The 16,852-nt window shown below is 33.2% G+C and carries 18 protein-coding genes and 1 tRNA gene; 7 read left to right on the top strand and 12 right to left on the bottom strand.

The features are described 5' to 3' along the window. Positions 1 to 251: 251 nt before the first annotated feature. Entirely contained in the window at positions 252 to 1,088 is an 837-nt protein-coding gene (locus tag ACQH2P_RS07635) for a YihY/virulence factor BrkB family protein (RefSeq protein ID WP_425363683.1), read from the top strand. A 76-nt stretch (positions 1,089 to 1,164) separates the two neighbouring features. Here ACQH2P_RS07635 and ACQH2P_RS07640 read toward each other — a convergent pair whose 3' ends face one another. Further along, the gene (locus ACQH2P_RS07640) at positions 1,165 to 1,809 is read right to left on the bottom strand and encodes a queuosine precursor transporter (protein ID WP_425363684.1); all 645 of its coding nucleotides are present in this window, start codon (positions 1,807 to 1,809) and stop codon (positions 1,165 to 1,167) included. Between the two features lie 201 nt (positions 1,810 to 2,010). Here ACQH2P_RS07640 and ACQH2P_RS07645 point away from each other — a divergent pair, with 201 nt between their 5' ends. Then, positions 2,011 to 2,400: a hypothetical protein gene (locus ACQH2P_RS07645; RefSeq protein WP_425362660.1), complete on the top strand. Its 390-nt coding sequence runs from the start codon at positions 2,011 to 2,013 to the stop codon at positions 2,398 to 2,400. After that, the gene (tnpB, locus tag ACQH2P_RS07650) at positions 2,388 to 2,741 is read left to right on the top strand and encodes an IS66 family insertion sequence element accessory protein TnpB (RefSeq protein ID WP_425362591.1); all 354 of its coding nucleotides are present in this window, start codon (positions 2,388 to 2,390) and stop codon (positions 2,739 to 2,741) included. Before ACQH2P_RS07645 ends, tnpB (ACQH2P_RS07650) begins: the two co-directional genes overlap by 13 nt. Here tnpB (ACQH2P_RS07650) and ACQH2P_RS07655 read toward each other — a convergent pair. The 5 genes from ACQH2P_RS07655 to ACQH2P_RS07675 all read right to left on the bottom strand — a co-directional run bounded on the left by ACQH2P_RS07655 (position 2,738) and on the right by ACQH2P_RS07675 (position 6,342). Beyond that, positions 2,738 to 3,847 carry an IS66 family transposase gene (locus tag ACQH2P_RS07655; RefSeq protein WP_425362670.1) on the bottom strand — a complete coding sequence of 370 codons (1,110 nt, stop codon included), beginning with the start codon at positions 3,845 to 3,847 and terminating at the stop codon, positions 2,738 to 2,740. The genes tnpB (ACQH2P_RS07650) and ACQH2P_RS07655 overlap by 4 nt on opposite strands. Positions 3,848 to 3,885: 38 nt before the next feature. Next, positions 3,886 to 4,119, bottom strand: a complete 234-nt coding sequence (locus ACQH2P_RS07660) for a hypothetical protein (protein WP_425362621.1) — start codon at positions 4,117 to 4,119, stop codon at positions 3,886 to 3,888. Positions 4,120 to 4,149: 30 nt separating this feature from the next. Next, complete coding sequence (locus tag ACQH2P_RS07665) at positions 4,150 to 4,383, bottom strand: hypothetical protein (RefSeq protein WP_425363685.1); 234 nt, start codon at positions 4,381 to 4,383, stop codon at positions 4,150 to 4,152. A 239-nt stretch (positions 4,384 to 4,622) separates the two neighbouring features. Continuing rightward, positions 4,623 to 5,996, bottom strand: a complete 1,374-nt coding sequence (gene mgtE / locus ACQH2P_RS07670; protein WP_425363686.1) for a magnesium transporter — start codon at positions 5,994 to 5,996, stop codon at positions 4,623 to 4,625. 261 nt (positions 5,997 to 6,257) lie between these two features. Then, positions 6,258 to 6,342 (bottom strand) — tRNA-Leu (locus ACQH2P_RS07675). Positions 6,343 to 6,721: 379 nt separating this feature from the next. Between ACQH2P_RS07675 and ACQH2P_RS07680 the strand changes: the two genes are divergently transcribed. Together ACQH2P_RS07680 and ACQH2P_RS07685 are read left to right on the top strand one after the other, a co-directional pair. After that, entirely contained in the window at positions 6,722 to 7,063 is a 342-nt protein-coding gene (locus ACQH2P_RS07680; protein ID WP_425363687.1) for a hypothetical protein, read from the top strand. Next, complete coding sequence (locus ACQH2P_RS07685; protein WP_425363688.1) at positions 7,024 to 8,211, top strand: FAD-dependent oxidoreductase; 1,188 nt, start codon at positions 7,024 to 7,026, stop codon at positions 8,209 to 8,211. The genes ACQH2P_RS07680 and ACQH2P_RS07685 overlap by 40 nt, the downstream gene beginning before the upstream one ends. Positions 8,212 to 8,898: 687 nt before the next feature. Here ACQH2P_RS07685 and ACQH2P_RS07690 read toward each other — a convergent pair. Further along, positions 8,899 to 9,759 (bottom strand): hypothetical protein, encoded by an 861-nt coding sequence (locus ACQH2P_RS07690; protein WP_425363689.1) that lies wholly within the window; start codon positions 9,757 to 9,759, stop codon positions 8,899 to 8,901. A gap of 301 nt (positions 9,760 to 10,060) precedes the next feature. Further along, on the bottom strand, positions 10,061 to 11,323 hold the full coding sequence (locus ACQH2P_RS07695; RefSeq protein ID WP_425363690.1) for a ComEC/Rec2 family competence protein: 1,263 nt from the start codon (positions 11,321 to 11,323) through the stop codon (positions 10,061 to 10,063). 66 nt (positions 11,324 to 11,389) lie between these two features. Here ACQH2P_RS07695 and ACQH2P_RS07700 point away from each other — a divergent pair, with 66 nt between their 5' ends. Both ACQH2P_RS07700 and tnpB (ACQH2P_RS07705) read left to right on the top strand, forming a co-directional pair. Further along, complete coding sequence (locus ACQH2P_RS07700; protein WP_425362592.1) at positions 11,390 to 11,815, top strand: hypothetical protein; 426 nt, start codon at positions 11,390 to 11,392, stop codon at positions 11,813 to 11,815. Continuing rightward, positions 11,803 to 12,156 (top strand): IS66 family insertion sequence element accessory protein TnpB, encoded by a 354-nt coding sequence (gene tnpB / locus ACQH2P_RS07705; protein ID WP_425362591.1) that lies wholly within the window; start codon positions 11,803 to 11,805, stop codon positions 12,154 to 12,156. The genes ACQH2P_RS07700 and tnpB (ACQH2P_RS07705) overlap by 13 nt, the downstream gene beginning before the upstream one ends. Here tnpB (ACQH2P_RS07705) and ACQH2P_RS07710 read toward each other — a convergent pair. The 4 genes from ACQH2P_RS07710 to ACQH2P_RS07725 all read right to left on the bottom strand — a co-directional run bounded on the left by ACQH2P_RS07710 (position 12,153) and on the right by ACQH2P_RS07725 (position 16,827). Further along, on the bottom strand, positions 12,153 to 13,262 hold the full coding sequence (locus tag ACQH2P_RS07710; protein WP_425362590.1) for an IS66 family transposase: 1,110 nt from the start codon (positions 13,260 to 13,262) through the stop codon (positions 12,153 to 12,155). The genes tnpB (ACQH2P_RS07705) and ACQH2P_RS07710 overlap by 4 nt on opposite strands. 302 nt (positions 13,263 to 13,564) lie before the next feature. Beyond that, positions 13,565 to 13,798, bottom strand: coding sequence for a hypothetical protein (locus ACQH2P_RS07715; protein WP_425362589.1), 234 nt, complete (start codon positions 13,796 to 13,798; stop codon positions 13,565 to 13,567). 147 nt (positions 13,799 to 13,945) lie between these two features. Then, the gene (locus ACQH2P_RS07720; RefSeq protein ID WP_425363691.1) at positions 13,946 to 14,761 is read right to left on the bottom strand and encodes a DUF4131 domain-containing protein; all 816 of its coding nucleotides are present in this window, start codon (positions 14,759 to 14,761) and stop codon (positions 13,946 to 13,948) included. A 44-nt stretch (positions 14,762 to 14,805) separates the two neighbouring features. Next, on the bottom strand, positions 14,806 to 16,827 hold the full coding sequence (locus ACQH2P_RS07725; protein WP_425363692.1) for an LTA synthase family protein: 2,022 nt from the start codon (positions 16,825 to 16,827) through the stop codon (positions 14,806 to 14,808). Positions 16,828 to 16,852 lie beyond the last annotated feature (25 nt).

The following is a 16,852-nucleotide window of genomic DNA, read 5'->3' on the forward strand; positions in this document are numbered from 1 at the left end:
AAAGCTCTGAGATTTTATAGATTCCCGCCTACGCGGGAATGACAAGGGAGTGCGGGAATGACATAGGGAGTGTGGGAATGGCACTAAAACTGTGATGTCATCCCTGCAGCAGGTATCTAGATTCCCGCCTACGCGGGAATGACAAGAGAGTGTGAGAATGACAAGGGAGTATGAGAATATGGTGCCTGTTCCGTTTAGACGATAATTGTTCGTCGTTATTTAAACTATATAAAGAAAAATAAAGCCAGTTGATGAAAAGAATTATAAAATGCCTATATCAGGCAATTTTAAAAACAATTGAACATGATGGTGTTGAACATTCAGGGTATATGTCATTTATGATACTTCTGGCAATCTTTCCTTTTTTAGTTTTCTTATTAGCACTAACAAGTTTTATTGGAGCCTCCGAACTCGGGAAGAACTTTATAGCTATTTTTCTTGAGAATATGCCAGAACTGGCTACTGATTCAATAAAAACTAGGATAAATGAACTTGGTAAAACGCCTCCTCAAAGTCTAATGACCTTAGCGATAGTGGGAAGTATATGGACCGCATCATCTTGTGTGGAATGTTTAAGAACAATTCTGAATAGGGTATATGAAATCAAATCACCGCCTCCATACATAAGACGAAGATTACTTAGCATAGTACAGTTCTTAGTAATCAGCATATTCGTTACTTTTGTTATGTTTATTCTAATTATAGTGCCAATAATATTAACAAAATTACCGATAATCTTACAAATAATGGAAGAACATACGTTCACTCTAAGCATTTTGCGATATATTATACTTTTTTGTTCATTATTTATTACCTCATCATCGCTATATTATATAGTCCCTAATGCAACACTAAATTTTAAAGAGGTGGTTCCTGGAGCTTTATTAACAGTAATTTTATGGGTGCTAAGTGGATATTTAGTATCTACTTACATAATATATTCTAACCAATTAAGCATAATATATGGTTCGCTTGGTAGTATAATAGTAACTCTAATGTTCTTTTATATTATTAGCATGATTTTTATCTATGGTGCAGAATTTAATTATCTACTAAAAAAACATTCCCAAGTTATTAAACAAAAGTAAATTTTCCTTTGCTCTTATGAAATTCTTATTGCATCCTAACTAAAAAGATTTACAAATTCCAACTAATATAGGAAAGTTATCTATAAAATAAAGTCCTGATATAATGCACCACATAGTAAAATATTGGGGTAGTTACTATGGTAAAAAATAGTTTAAATAAATAACTATTAAATATTAAAGATATCATTTGTTCGTAAGGCACAACCCCAATCACTGTAACAAAGATAACTACAATCGATGTATCAACAAATAACGATACCGCACTACTTAAATTTCTTAGAAAAAGGTATTTATTATTAGTAAGTTTGCGAATCAGTAAATAAAGCCTTATATCTATCATCTGAGCTGTATAACTAGCTGTTATTGAACCAAATAGTGATACGCTATATGCTCCAAATACAGAATCAAAGGTATTATTATCAATTTTTGACCAGGTAGTAGCTTGTAGATAACCCATTAAACTGATAATACATAATACTAAAATATTTATACTAGTTGCCAATCTGACACAAAATTGTGCTTTTTCTTTTCCATAAAACTCTGATATTAAGTTAGTTATTAGAAAAGTGACCGGATAAAAAATTGCTCCAACAGATAGCTCAAAGGTATAAATAGAGAAAATAGGTAAATAAACAAATTTCTGATATACTAAGTTGCTAACTACTATTAACACAACAAATAAAGTGCATAAAAAAACATAAATTTTTTCTTGTAACTGCATATATATTAAAACTAAATTAAAATAAATTTATTTACTAAATCTTCATAAATTGCTAATTTCCGACAATTGTAGCTAAAGCAGCTCTTTGCAATGATGCTTAGGGACTCAAGAACTTATTCGGTATACTTGCAGCAAAACTGCATAACTCTATCTAATTTTTTTGTTAGTATAAAATTTATTTTATAAATTTGGGTTCCTACTATGCAAATACCATCAATTACTATTGAGCAAGTAGCTCAGCAATTTAAAGCCTGGCGTCAAACTAAAACTAACAAGTTTGATCCCATACCAAACCATCTAAAGGAATTAGTTCGCCAGCTACTCCATCACTATTCTTGCAAAGATATAGCCAAACATCTCAATATTAATAAAACAATAATTAGTTCAATTCAACGTATACTTGCAGCAAAACTGCAACAAGATATTAATTTCCTTCCATTTCAACTAGTAAATTCTATAGATACTGATCCTGTGGCTACTCCCAAACAAAATTACTACACTTGCCACATTATTAAACCAAATGGTACCAAGCTTATTATCCAAACATTGGATCCAAAAATCATAATTCAGACATTTCTATGCTGCAACTAACCCCTCAGTCAGTTATTTTTGTTGCCACTATTGCCATCGACTTTCGTAAGGGTATCGATGGTTTAATAGCTGTTTGCAGACAAAAACTTTCTTCCAACCCTCTTAATGGTTCCTTGTTTTTATTCTATAATAAAAACAGAACTGCCATTAAAATTTTGTCCTTTGATGGTCAAGGCTTTTGGTTATGCTCTAAACGCCTATCCAAAGGTAAATTTACGGCAAAACTTTCCCCATCTGATAATTCATCTTATCAGATTTGTTATAGAACCTTACACATTCTTATTCATAATGGTGATCCTAGTTCTGCCAAACTCTCTAATGATTGGCTTCCTGTCATTTAAGCTGCCGTCTCGATTAATTCCGTATTATTTATATATCTTGCATAGGCAAAAGGCGTATAATTCGTAGGATGCTTCTTTGCTTTGCTGCTCTGCTCTTGCAGCCAATTTAAATATTTAAAGGCATTGATCTCGTTCTCACTACAAGTCTTTACTATACTATACAGACCACTATGTATCTCAGCACTATTGATTGTTTTAAAGAATAATGAATTCTTCCTTTGTAAAATAATGGTACGTAGTGACCTCTCAGCCCAATTATTATCAAGACTGCTAACTGGAATTTTCAAAAATTGCGTCAAACCTTCTTTATTATTTAACCAATATTTCATAGCTTGCCCAAACCTACTATTAGGCTCAACTTTCTTGTCGTTAAATAATTCGTCTATTTTGTTATATATGTTTTCTATATATTTACTGCTATGTTCCTGATGGTACTTCAGCTTTTCCTCAAGGCTCATCTCTTTACATTGATGTTCATTATGGTAAATCCCACCAGTCTGTTTGAGAAAATATCCGCATTCTTCAGGGTAATATGGTTCATTCTCTGTAAATTTTCTCTGCCCATGTGACAAACAATTGATCATCACTATTATTGCCAGTAATTCTTTATCTGCTTCTGATAATACCGGGTTATTATTGTTACTTGCATCAGTCATTAAATGAATAGAATCAGTCCTATTCTTACGATTCTTTAGTACGTTACCAATATTTTCCCCGCCATGCTTATTACCGGTAAAATATAAAACTATCACCTCATTATTTGTAGTTTTAGCACATATAGTAGTGGTATAACAGCTGCGTCCTTTCTTATTTTGAGTACGTAATTTTTTATTGGCTACAGTAATTTCTAAAATCCTGGCTCTAGTATCATCAAGGTTCAGTGAACTACATTCGGCAGCCATTTCCAATAATACCCTGTAAATTTCAGCTCCACCACCTTCTTGCCAAACATCTAAATATTGTTGCCACAACGAGCTATGGGATACAGGAACCCCGCTTAAACTTTGCAACCTAGATAAACGATAGAAGGGAGTACCGTAGGTCTTTTGTAACACTATTGCACTTTTGCTACTATTTGTCCATTTGTTGATATTTTTATTGTTCATAACTGTATAATCGCAAGCATTACAGCGTAACGTTTTCTTTACATATCTGTTGACTGTAATTGGAGCATTACCTGTAAATTGTAGCAATTTTCTAGCTTCACTATTATAGAGTTTACCATTATCACAGTGAGGACAGCTATCACCACTACAAAAATTCTCAGGAGATAAATAGCTGGTATTCGCATCCTGATAATCATCAAATCCATATTTACCTTGCCAATTACTGCGATCTCTCTTCTTGGACTCATCGTACTCTTCTTCATTACCACCATTCTTATTATCAGATTCACTCGGTGGTTCTTTTAATGAATCTGAACTATCTTTTTTTTGTTATCTGCCTTAAAACCAATCATCATCTCCTTAATCTTATTTATACTGATGTTTGATGATGCTAGCTTGTCTATTAGTTCGTTACAAAATTTCACAAGTTCTATCACCGCTTGCTGATCATCTCCTGTTAATGAACTTGCCTTAATATGTTGTATTAGTTCTTCTCGTTCCTCAGCACTTAAGGTCGCTACTTTTGGCTTTTTCATTTTGATTCATTCATTACGTTTAATAATTGAAATGTTATAGTATAACTGATAGTTTTTCAACCAGTTTTTTTACTAATCGGTGATATTTGCATAGTAGGAACCCAAATTTATAAAATAAATTCATACTACCAAAAAAATTTAATAGAGTTATGCAGTTTTGCTGCAAGTATACAGCTCTTTGCAATGATGCTTAGGGACTCAAGAACTTATTCGGGTTAGTTATAAACAACAAAGCGATGTTATATCAAAAAGATACAAGCTAAAGTTAGGAATGTAAAGTATGCAAATGAGTCAGTTATGGTAGTCAGGAATACACCTGAACCAGTTGCAGGATCAATATTTACATAATGTAGAGTAATCGGTATTGCCGAGCCAAAAAGACCGGCAATTAAGAAAGTTAGAATAACGGCGATAGAAAAAATTAAGCTAATCTGTGGATCAGAAAGCATTACTAAGATTAACAGTGCCCCAACTAATGCCAATATAGAACCGTTAAATCCGCAGACAACTACTTCCTTAAGGATTACTTTCAACACATTACTATGATGAATATCCTTGTTGGCAAGGGCTCTAACTGTCACCGTCATGGCTTGAGTGCCAGCATTTCCTCCCATAGAACCAACAATAGGCGTGATAGCTGCCAATGTTATAAATTTGGCAATGGTCACACTGAACTGATTAATAATTATCGATGTCATACAGGCGGTAATTAAATTAACAAATAACCAAGGGAATCTATGTTTTACAGTATAAAATAGATTGAAAAATGTATCTTGAGTATGAACGCCACCAAGTGACATTATATCTTTTTCTGTTTGTTCTTCGATGATGTAAAGCATATTGTCTATTGAAATGGTACCTATTAATTTACCACTTTTATTGACCACTGGTACAATTGTTAAAGCATATTGTTTAAAAATAAAACTTAACTCACTTAAGTTAGTAAAGAGATCGGTAATTTTAAATTCAGGATTCATCAAATCTTTTACTAATTCATCCCCTTTATGCTTAAGTAAAGTGCTTAGGAGTATACTACCTATAGGTCGATATTTACTATCTGTTACAATAGCAGCATGGAAATCTTGGGCTATATGTTGCTGTCTAATAAAATCTATAGCTCTGGCTACTGTCCAATCTTCCTGAAATGATACAAAATGTCTTTCAATTACTCTACCAACAGTATCTTCAGGGTAAGTACACCCTTCGATAATTTGTTGTCTTTTTTCTATTTTGAGATTATCTAAGATCATTTCCTTTGTTATATCATCAAGATCTTCTATAACTTCAACAGCATCTTCTATAGCAAGTTGATTAATTAAATGTACAGTTTTCTCTATACCTAAATTTTGGATTATCAATGGTTTTCTACTTACACTAAGCTGCACTAAAGTTTCAGGTTTTAGTGTATCCTGTAATAAGGGAAGAATTATTTTATATGTTCTCTGATTTACATTATCTAAGAAATCTGCAAGATCTGCATAATGGAGATTAGTCATAATCTCCACGGCTTTACCAACCTCATCATTATTCAGAAGATTATTAATCTGTTCAAATGTTGCATCAAATTGGTTTTGATGTATAGTCGGTAACATAGTTTTTGGTTGACTCTGCATAACTCCTCGTTTAGCACAGATTCTGGATAACAGGTTATATAGCTAACTAGATTAGTACTTAGTCATAGCGAACTGGCGTCTATTAGCAAGGAGCCACTTTAGTGGCAACAACACTAATTGGATGACACAAAAATTGCTTCGTCGTGCTTACGTACTCCTCACAATGACAGAGTAATGATATTCGGGTTAGCTATAGAAATATAATCAGATTATTTTAACATGTTAGATTTTATAAGGCAACTAAGTTGAAACATATAGAATTGGTGCGGTCGAGAAGACTTGAACTTCCACTCTGTTAAGAACAACCCCCTCAAGGCTGCGCGTCTACCAATTTCGCCACGACCGCAATTAATATAATTATTTCAATAATATCTTAGATTTTTTCAGTTCTCTACCATAGCTAGAATAACGGATAGCACTTAATTCAATCACCTTTACTATAGCTTGGATTTTTGCTATATATAGCAAATTATTCTATTAATATCAACATATATAGTTATACCTATAGGATTAGGTGATAAAGAACATAACTATTGTAAGTTGTCATTCCCGCGTAGGCGGGAATCTAGATACCTGCTTTCGCAGGTATGACACAAAGTTTGTATCACCTAATTCAATAGGTTTCACTATATAGCTAACCAGATTAGTATTTATTAATGCAAATTGGTGTCCAATTACTATGAGGAGAACTTTAGTGGCTCAGGGCAGTTTAAAAGTCGCAGCTAATGATAGAAATACCAAATTGCAGAAACAAGTGGTTGTCATCGCGAGCCACGAAGTGGCGTGGCGATCCAAATAAACAGCTTGCTGTTTTATTTTTACCGCTGCAATTTTTGGATTGCCGCGTAGCCGCTTTGTGGCTCCTTGCAATGACGACTACTCACCTAAATAAAACTGGTTTTTTACTATTAGTTGTGACTTTTAAACTGCCCTGGTTAGTGGCTACTAAAAATTATGATTGCTTTTATAACATATCTATTTTAGTATGGAATAAGCGTTATGATACTATTAATTTAATAGGTTTAATATGTTTACCACTCTCTCTAAATATCTTGCTGTTGTTATAATATTTATGTTATCAACAGCATATGCTCAACAACAACCTGAAATACGGAAAATTGTACCACTAAAACTAGAAGCTGTTAATCTTGGTCAAAGAATTACCTGTTATCGCCCTACCAGACATGGTATACCAAATATGAGTGTTATTAAGTCAGGCGATAAAGTCATTGCCCATAATTATGGTCACAGTGGTAGTGGTTGGACATTGGCTCCAGGAGCTATTGCTTATGTTAATGGATTATTACAAAAATCAGAATATGCAGATGATTTAAAGCCTGATACTCCTATTACTATTATTGGAGCAGGCGTTATAGGATTATTTACTGCTTATGATCTGATTGAAAAAGGATATAGCAACATCACTATTATTGCTGAGAAATTTGATGGGTTGGCTTCTAATAATGCTGGTGGATTGCTTAAACCTTCTTTCATGGATGATTCATCAGATGCCAAATCACTGATGGATAAAATAGCTATAGATTCTTATAAGTTCTATTATTCTGTTGCTAAAAAACAATATAGCCATTTTATAGATGGAGCTTTTATAATGCCCGCTTATTTTCCCGATAGGCAAGGATCAGACTTAGAACCGTATGTAACGGCCAAAGTGATGCAACCAGCCAAAGATGTAATACTTGATTTTGGTAATGGTACCACAAGAAAGATGGTGGCTTACGATGATGGAATTCTAATCAACGTGCCAAAAATGATGACAAGTCTAACAAATTATTTAAAAAATCAGCAAGTGACATTTATTAAAAATAAAATTAAAAACTTTGCCGAAATTAACACTAAATATATAGTAGATTGTACTGGTCTTGGAGCTAAAGAGCTTAATAATGATAATGCCATGGTTCCTGGTCAGGGACATTTAATTATGTTGAAAAACCAGAATCCCGAAGATGTGAAATATTTAATTTCAGTTGATTTAGGTAGTGGTAAAACTCAATCAGGACAAATAGCAAGCCGCTATTTTTACATGCATCCAAAGCATTTGCCTAGTAGTGCTACAGATGATGTAGGGGTAATTGGTGGAACATTCATTGAAGGAGCTACAGCACAAACTCCTAATGAGCAAGAATTTGATCTACTAATTACCAGAGCACGGGATTTTTATGGTATTAGTGCTGATGCTAATGGAGCAACAAAATAACTGGATAAAAAGATTTACCTAGGCTCTGTGAAGGTTTCTAATTGATCTATATTTTAAGCTATTTTTTAGTGAGAATAAAAATAGCCCCCCGTCAAAAGTCTAAAGATACAACATCTGCTATGTTTAAACAAAAAGGATGTCATTCCTGCGTAGGCAAGAATCTATAGTCGCTCCGTCAAAAAGGCTGTAGGTATTAGAGGTAATACATGTTTGCGGTTAAAAATCACATCAAAATCCATAAGATTTTTACCCTATTTTGTCAAAAACCTTATGGATTTACAAAGTTTTTATAACCTAATCACAGTACCAAGATTGTCATCCCTACGAAAGCAGGGATCTAAAATAGTGGACAAAAAGCCCTGAGATATTATAGATTCCTGCCTACGCAGGAATAACATCCTTTTTGTTTAAACATAGCAGATGTTGTATCTTTAGACTTTTGACGGGGGAACTCTATAATATCTCAGGTCTTTTTGTCCACTATTTTAGATCCCTGCCTTCGCAGGGATGACATAAAATTGTAAGTTGTCATTCCCGCGTAGGCGGGAATCTAAGATCCCTCCCTGCCTTCGCAGGGAGGACAAGTTAAACCTCGCAAGGATGACACAAAACAGGATCGTTTCGTCAGCTCACTCCTACCCACAATGACGTAGTATGAAGAATTGGAGCGAAAATACTAAACCTACCCTACCGCCCCTTATCTCTATTAGAGTGCTGTATGTTAGAAGGAGTAGTGTCAGGTTTAATGGTATTGCCTACAGATATATCGTCTTTCTGTAGAACTTTTATCAGACGGTGATATAGTTTAGAACCAGCTGTTTCTGTACTATGCAATTTGTTCAATATTTTTTCTAATGCAGTCTTACTGTTTTGTAATCCATCAGTTTTTTTTGCTTTATCAATAGCTTGAATCGTCCCCATACCATTTTGAATAAAAGCCTCTTTTTGTTCCTCAGGTGACTTAACAAATGATTCAATATATTTTTTAAGCCCTGCCCCTAAATTTTTAATAGTTATAACATGCTCTGGATGTATAGTATGCTTTATATCATCTGATGAAGATTGCAATTTTGAATATATTTTGTTTGTCCCGGCCCCAATAGTAGCAATAGTTTCAATATGTTCAGTTACTTCCTGCAAGGAGTGATGAGGTAACTTTTCGATCAATATATCCATTTGTTTAGCTTGCTGACCAAATTTATCTAAATGAGGTTGTCCTTGAGGATATTCAGCAGCATACCCTTTAGCAAGTTCACCATGAGCATTTAGAGTGGTACCAATATTACCTTTAAACTCACCCAAATTTTGTCCAGTATCTTTTTCAATTGATGAAACTACATTTGTAGTATCATCATCCAAAGATACCTGTATTCTTGTGTCTTGTTTTATGCCCATCTTTTCTACAGCCTCGGCAAGTTCAGAACCATATTGCGAATCAAAGCTAAAATTGAGCAGGCTTTTTAAGCGATCTACTTCCTTTACAAATCCTTCCTTTGATTCACCAACAACATCAGCTATTTCTGATTTAAATTTTTCTAATTCTGACATAAAAATATCTTTAATTAATGTGATAGCTAACCATAAAAAGTCGTGCAGTTACGCTACCATATAGTGCAGCTATAGTAAACAATATTTTAGGTTTTGTTGACATCTGATTAATTCACCTTACGCATGGCATTTAAAAGTCGTAGAGAGAGCAGCCTGGTGTCATTGCGAGGAGCCACTTTGGTGGGGGGCGACGAAGCAATCTAATGAATGTGGATTGCCACGACCACTGCGTGGTCTCGCAATGACGTATTGTACTTTTCTACAATTTTTAAATTGCCATGAGGATTATACGTAAAGTGATTTACTGAAAATCAAACCTTTTGTTATTATTAGTTTTAATTGTACATTGGTGTTGATTACAAAATATCATTATTACTTCGAATTCTTTTAAAAATTCTCTAGTAATAGTAATTTTGTTGCCTTTACATTGGTTCTCACTGGACATGTTAATATATATATCGACATTTTCACATATTTCATTCAAAGTAACTTGTTTAGAATTTATCAAAATAATATAACCATTGGAAGTAAAAATATTTTTTTCTAGGGGGAATATTTTAGCATCCTTTTGACCAAACCAGTTAGCCCAATATAAACGTTTAAACTCTGGCATCTCATTGACATAAATTTCAAGTTCATCATCGTTATTTTTTATACCAACAGCATTTAAATTTATATCAAATATGACATTAGGTTTAGGAGAATTCAGCATTAAAATTACTGATATAATAATTACAATCAAACCAAGAAAATGCCATTTCGTTCTCCATAAACAAATCCATAAAAAGCCAAATAAGAAAGTAATTAAGCTAATTTTGCTTATATAACCAAAATACCATACTGATAATGGTAATGTGTTAGTAAATTTCACTGCTTCAATAATTATGTTAATGAAAAAGCCTATTAACTTTAGACAATATTGGTCTATACCAAAGATCATTAGAAATACGGAGATAATAGATAATGGCATCAAAAAAAAAGACATTATTGGTATAGCGATAAGGTTCATCGGAATAGAGTAAGTAGGAAATGTATAAAATTGGTTTATTACAACAGGAGCAGTGACTATAGCGGCAAGGAAGCTTGAATAAATATTAGAGGCAATATAAAATTTTATTGCAGAAAAGATGCCCTTGCTTTCTCCTAATATCCATTGATTTCTTATATAAAATTCATAACCAGCAGTTAGTGATAATACTGCAACAAAAGATAATTGGAAACTTGGATGAAATATATATTCTGGGTTCATTGATAATATTATAAATGCTGCAATCGCTAATGATCTTAGAGGATAGGCTTTACGTCCTATCATAATTGCATAAATAAAAATTGCTGTCATAATGAAGGCTCTTGTAGCAGCAATTTGCATGCCGCTTAGTTGCAAATAACCATAACTCCCTATTAAAGAGCAAATTGCTGCAATTGATTTTATATTATAATTATAAGCAATATAATTTGATAAATTTAATAAGAATCTGGTGGATATGAAAAACAGCATCGCTACCAATGATAAATGTAGACCGGAAACGCAAAGTATATGAGATATACCGTATACTTGCAGCAAAACTGCATAACTCTATCTAATTTTTTTGTTAGTATAAAATTTATTTTATACATTTGGGTTCCTACTATGCAAATACCATCAATTACTGTTGAGCAAGTAGCTCAGCAATTTAAAGCCTGGCGTCAAACTAAAACTAACAAGTTTGATCCCATACCAAACCATCTAAAGGAATTAGTTCGCCAGCTACTCCATCACTATTCTTGCAAAGATATAGCCAAACATCTCAATATTAATAAAACAATAATTAGTTCAATTCAACAAGCCCATCAACCTTCCCTCAAAACTTCTCCTACCTCAACTTCAAATAAAGTTCTACAACACGATATTAATTTTCTCCCATTTCAACTAGTAAATTCTATAGATACTGATCCTGTGGCTACTCCCAAACAAAATTACTACACTTGCCACATTATTAAGCCAAATGGTACCAAGCTTATTATTCAAACACTAGAGCTAAAAACCATAATTCAAACATTTCTATGCTGCAACTAACCCCTCAGTCAGTTATTTTTGTTGCCACTATTGCCATCGACTTTCGTAAGGGTATCGATGGTTTAATAGCTGTTTGCAGACAAAAACTTTCTTCCAACCCTCTTAATGGTTCCTTGTTTTTATTCTATAATAAAAACAGAACTGCCATTAAAATTTTGTCCTTTGACGGTCAAGGCTTTTGGTTATGCTCTAAACGCCTATCCAAAGGTAAATTTACGGCAAAACTTTCCCCATCTGATAATTCATCTTATCAGATTTGTTATAGAACCTTACACATTCTTATTCATAATGGCGATCCTAGTTCTGCCAAACTCTCCAATGATTGGCTTCCTGTCATTTAAGCTGCCGTCTCGATTAATTCCGTATTATTTATATATCTTGCATAGGCAAAAGGTGTATAATTCGTAGGATGCTTCTTTGCTTTGCTACTCTGCTCTTGCAGCCAATTTAAATATTTAAATGCATTGATCCCGTTCTCACTACAAGTCTTTACTATACTATACAGACCACTATGTATCTCAGCACTATTGATTGTTTTAAAGAATAATGAATTCTTCCTTTGTAAAATAATGGTACGTAGTGACCTCTCAGCCCAATTATTATCAAGACTGCTAACTGGAATTTTCAAAAATTGCGTCAAACCTTCTTTATTATTTAACCAATATTTCATAGCTTGCCCAAACCTACTATTAGGCTCAACTTTCTTGTCGTTAAATAATTCGTCTATTTTGTTATATATGTTTTCTATATATTTACTGCTATGTTCCTGATGGTACTTCAGCTTTTCCTCAAGGCTCATCTCTTTACATTGATGTTCATTATGGTAAATCCCACCAGTTTGTTTGAGAAAATATCCGCATTCTTCAGGATAGTATGGTTCATTATCTGTAAATTTCCTCTGTCCATGTGATAAACAGTTGATCATAATTATTATTGCTAGTAATTCTTTATCTGCTTCTGATAATACTGGGTTATTATTGTTACTTGCATCAGTCATTAAATGAATAGAATCAGTCCTATTCTTACGATTCTTTAGTACGTTACCAATATTTTCCCCGCCATGCTTATTACCGGTAAAATATAAAACTATCACCTCATTATTGGCAGTCTTAGCACATATAGTAGTGGTATAACAGCTGCGTCCTTTCTTATTTTGAGTACGTAATTTTTTATTGGCTACAGTAATTTCTAAAATTCTAGCTCTAGTATCATCAAGATTCAGTGAGCTACATTCGGCAGCCATTTCCAATAATACCCTGTAAATTTCAGCTCCACCACCTTCTTGCCAAACATCTAAATATTGTTGCCACAACGAGCTATATGATACAGGAACCCCGCTTAAACTTTGCAACCTAGATAAACGATAGAAGGGAGTACCGTAGGTCTTTTGTAACACTATTGCACTTTTGCTACTATTTGTCCATTTGTTGATATTCTTATTGTTCATAACTGTATAATCGCAAGCATTACAGCGTAACGTTTTCTTTACATATCTGTTGACTGTAATTGGAGCATTACCTGTAAATTGTAGCAATTTTCTAGCTTCACTATTATAGAGTTTACCATTATCACAGTGAGGACAGCTATCACCACTACAAAAATTCTCAGGAGCTAAATAGCTGGTATTTGCATCCTGATAATCATCAAATCCATATTTACCTTGCCAATTACTGCGATCTCTCTTCTTGGACTCATCGTACTCTTCTTCATTACCACCATTCTTATTATCAGATTCACTCGGTGGTTCTTTTAATGAATCTGAACTATCTTTTTTTTGTTATCTGCCTTAAAACCAATCATCATCTCCTTAAGCTTATTTATACTGATGTTTGATGATGCTAGCTTGTCTATTAGTTCGTTACAAAATTTCACAAGTTCTATCACCGCTTGCTGATCATCTCCTGTTAATGAACTTGCCTTAATATGTTGTATTAGTTCTTCTCGTTCCTCAGCACTTAAGGTCGCTACTTTTGGCTTTTTCATTTTGATTCATTCATTACGTTTAATAATTGAAATGTTATAGTATAACTGATAGTTTTTCAACCAGTTTTTTTACTAATCGGTGATATTTGCATAGTAGGAACCCAAATTTATAAAATAAATTCATACTACCAAAAAAATTTAATAGAGTTATGCAGTTTTGCTGCAAGTATACGATATACCGCTTTGTCTCATTTCCTTCATTAATTTTCGATCGATGGCTTTGCTTTCACCTAGTAATATTGCTGCGGTGAAATTACCTTTAATAGAACCAAGTATTTGGATTAGGCGGTTGTAAATAATTTTTTTGATTTTATAGACAAAACTATTAGTGTAGAAATCACTATATGCTATAATTTGAAGGGGGGACAGTGCATAGCCAGTAGCATTGATATCCGCTAAATATGCATAAAAGCCAAAATCATAGCCACCTGGCAGAATACTAGTTTGCGGTTTATAAAGCCTCGCCACTAGGCTAATATTATCGTTAATATTAACTTCTTGGGCATATTTTACCGGCATACTTATCCTGATTTTTTGCAAAACCTGCTTAATTTTTTGAATTTCTACCTGATATAATACAACTTGCATACCATGAGTAGTCGGTTTCATCGATTCTACGATACCGCTTATTCTTGAGGTTATTGGCTTTTTAATAGAGATAACATGTAAATTTGATACACGATATTTGCCAACTACCATACCACACGAAAAAGCGATAATTATCCCCGCAATAAATCGCCCAAATATGTTGTTTCTTAAAATTAGTAGCGATAAGGAAATTGTAAAAATAGCTAAAATAAATATAAAGGAAGGTTCGCTACTTAAAGTAAAATAAGTACCAATACCGCAAATGAAACTAACAAAATACCAAAGGCTAAGATTGTGATATTCTTGTTCTAGAATGCTTGTGAAAAGATTAAAAATTAATTTATAATTTCTCAGGATCATTGCATCTAATAGCATGTTTATCTTTAAGATATTCTATTATTAGATGCAAATCAAGGAGTCTATTCCCTCATCTCACCGTGAATATATAAATCATAAGCTATCTGATAAAAACTAATGGCTTCTTCCACTAAACTAGGAATATTCTCAATCTCTATTTTATCTTCACCAACTAATTTATAAGTTTTTGGTTGTTCTTGCGGTCTCAAGATAATTAAGTGATTATCCTTCATAAAGCCAAGCAATTGGTAAGTGCTGATAAAAGCTCTGTTTGCTGGCATGTTTAATATATCTTGACCAAAAAACTTACTGTTATACGAAAAATTTAATAATCCCAAAATAGTAGGAGCAATGTCAATTTGACTTGCTAAATTATCAACTATCTGTGGTTTTAATATATTAGGAGCGTATATTAATAGAGGTATATGATATTTATTAATTGGCAAATCAGTTTTACCAGCACTTGACGCACAATGGTCAGCTGTGATAACAAAGATAGTATTGTCAAACCAGGGGTGAGTTTTAGCTAATTCAAGAAACTTACCAATAGCATAGTCAGTGTATTTAACCGCTGCATTACGTCCACTACCAGATGGCAAATCAATTCTACCTTCGGTGAAAGTGTAAGGACGATGGTTAGAGGTAGTCATAATTAATGAGAAGAAGGCTTTGCCTTCCTTATAATTTTGATCAGCTAACTCCAATGATTTTATTAGTATATCCTCATCAGCTACTCCCCAAATATTAGAAAAACTTATTTCGTTGGATTTTAGATTGCCTTGATCAACTATATTATAACCATTACCATGAAAATAATTTTGTAAATTATCAAAGTAACTATAGCCCCCGAATAGGAAGTTAATAGCATATCCTTGATTCTTAAAAATAGTAGCTATATTAAATAGTGACTGATTATCAGGACGACGGATAATAGAAGAGCCAGGAGTTGGCGGTACTGATAAAGTAATAGCCTCTAAACCTCTTACTGTTCTAGTTCCTACTGCATATAAATTGGTAAAAAATATGCTTTGATCAGCTAATTTATCCAAATTTGGTGTAATATTTTGTTGATTACCAAATTTTCCCATAAATTCAGCACTTAGGCTTTCCACGGTAATAAAAATAATATTATATTTCTTGCTATCAGAAGAAGCAGCTCTGATATTACGTTCTATAGTACTATCATTCGAGTATACTAGTTCATCTTGCGATAAATTGCTGCGAACAATATTTAAAGCCTGATTTTTATCAATTACTGGATAAAAACTATTATAATCCAAGCTATTATTAAAAAAGGCAGAGAAAAACTGATAATGACCGTTTCTAGCAAGTTCGATGGCATATTTATTAGAATTTACATCAATTTTATTTGGATTATAAAAATTAAAAGCCAGTAGGCTAAACAAAAATAGTATTAGTGCAGAAAGAAGACATTTCTTGCCATATGGCAAACTAACGTCATTGCGAGAAGGCACGAAGCCCGAACGAAGCAATCCAGATATAATCACTTTCTTGGATTGCTTCGTCGCTACTAAAGCAGCTCCTCGCAATGACGCCTGTGAATTGGAGGTAATGTTAGTCAGGTTAGCTATATTTGCTTGATTAATTATATATTTTCTCAAGAAAAAACTAATCAATAGTGCAATAACTATAATAGCTAGTAATATTTCTCCATAGGGCATAGATTCCTTTACAGTACCAATAATTTCATGGGTATAAATTAAATAATCTACTGCAATAAAATTAAATCTAACACCAAACTCATCCCAAAAAGTAATCTCGACAATTGTAATAAATATTAATAGAACAATGGTACAGAAATAACCAACAAAACAACAGCTTAAATACAACAATTGATACCGAGCCAATAATTTATGAAAGCCAATAATTAGCAGTAATATTACTGGTAAGAAATAACAGAGAGATATTAGATCATTGAGACTGCCAACAACAAAAATTGACGCTAAATCAGATATGGTTATTTGTTGTTGCCATAAAGCGTATGAGCTTAATAGGGTACGGGTAATAAACTGAAATATTAGATAAATTCTAACAATAGGAAAATTGAACAATGTTTTTATCATCTAGTAAGTTTTTTTAAATTATCAG

Source organism: Candidatus Tisiphia endosymbiont of Hybos culiciformis, assembly GCF_964030975.1.
Taxonomy (GTDB): domain Bacteria; phylum Pseudomonadota; class Alphaproteobacteria; order Rickettsiales; family Rickettsiaceae; genus Tisiphia.

Bases quoted from the DNA above. Each gene is read 5' to 3' on its own strand.
- ACQH2P_RS07725 (WP_425363692.1), bottom strand. From the start codon at position 16,827: ATGATAAAAACATTGTTCAATTTTCCTATTGTTAGAATTTATCTAATA.
- ACQH2P_RS07680 (WP_425363687.1), top strand. From the start codon at position 6,722: ATGATAGAAATACCAAATTGCAGAAACAAGTGGTTGTCATCGCGAGCC.
- ACQH2P_RS07700 (WP_425362592.1), top strand. From the start codon at position 11,390: ATGCAAATACCATCAATTACTGTTGAGCAAGTAGCTCAGCAATTTAAA.
- ACQH2P_RS07685 (WP_425363688.1), top strand. From the start codon at position 7,024: ATGTTTACCACTCTCTCTAAATATCTTGCTGTTGTTATAATATTTATG.
- ACQH2P_RS07665 (WP_425363685.1), bottom strand. From the start codon at position 4,383: ATGAAAAAGCCAAAAGTAGCGACCTTAAGTGCTGAGGAACGAGAAGAA.
- ACQH2P_RS07645 (WP_425362660.1), top strand. From the start codon at position 2,011: ATGCAAATACCATCAATTACTATTGAGCAAGTAGCTCAGCAATTTAAA.
- ACQH2P_RS07660 (WP_425362621.1), bottom strand. From the start codon at position 4,119: ATGGTGGTAATGAAGAAGAGTACGATGAGTCCAAGAAGAGAGATCGCA.
- ACQH2P_RS07635 (WP_425363683.1), top strand. From the start codon at position 252: ATGAAAAGAATTATAAAATGCCTATATCAGGCAATTTTAAAAACAATT.
- mgtE (WP_425363686.1), bottom strand. From the start codon at position 5,996: ATGCAGAGTCAACCAAAAACTATGTTACCGACTATACATCAAAACCAA.
- tnpB (WP_425362591.1), top strand. From the start codon at position 11,803: ATGCTGCAACTAACCCCTCAGTCAGTTATTTTTGTTGCCACTATTGCC.
- tnpB (WP_425362591.1), top strand. From the start codon at position 2,388: ATGCTGCAACTAACCCCTCAGTCAGTTATTTTTGTTGCCACTATTGCC.
- ACQH2P_RS07715 (WP_425362589.1), bottom strand. From the start codon at position 13,798: ATGAAAAAGCCAAAAGTAGCGACCTTAAGTGCTGAGGAACGAGAAGAA.
- ACQH2P_RS07720 (WP_425363691.1), bottom strand. From the start codon at position 14,761: ATGCTATTAGATGCAATGATCCTGAGAAATTATAAATTAATTTTTAAT.
- ACQH2P_RS07655 (WP_425362670.1), bottom strand. From the start codon at position 3,847: ATGAACAATAAAAATATCAACAAATGGACAAATAGTAGCAAAAGTGCA.
- ACQH2P_RS07710 (WP_425362590.1), bottom strand. From the start codon at position 13,262: ATGAACAATAAGAATATCAACAAATGGACAAATAGTAGCAAAAGTGCA.
- ACQH2P_RS07640 (WP_425363684.1), bottom strand. From the start codon at position 1,809: ATGCAGTTACAAGAAAAAATTTATGTTTTTTTATGCACTTTATTTGTT.
- ACQH2P_RS07690 (WP_425363689.1), bottom strand. From the start codon at position 9,759: ATGTCAGAATTAGAAAAATTTAAATCAGAAATAGCTGATGTTGTTGGT.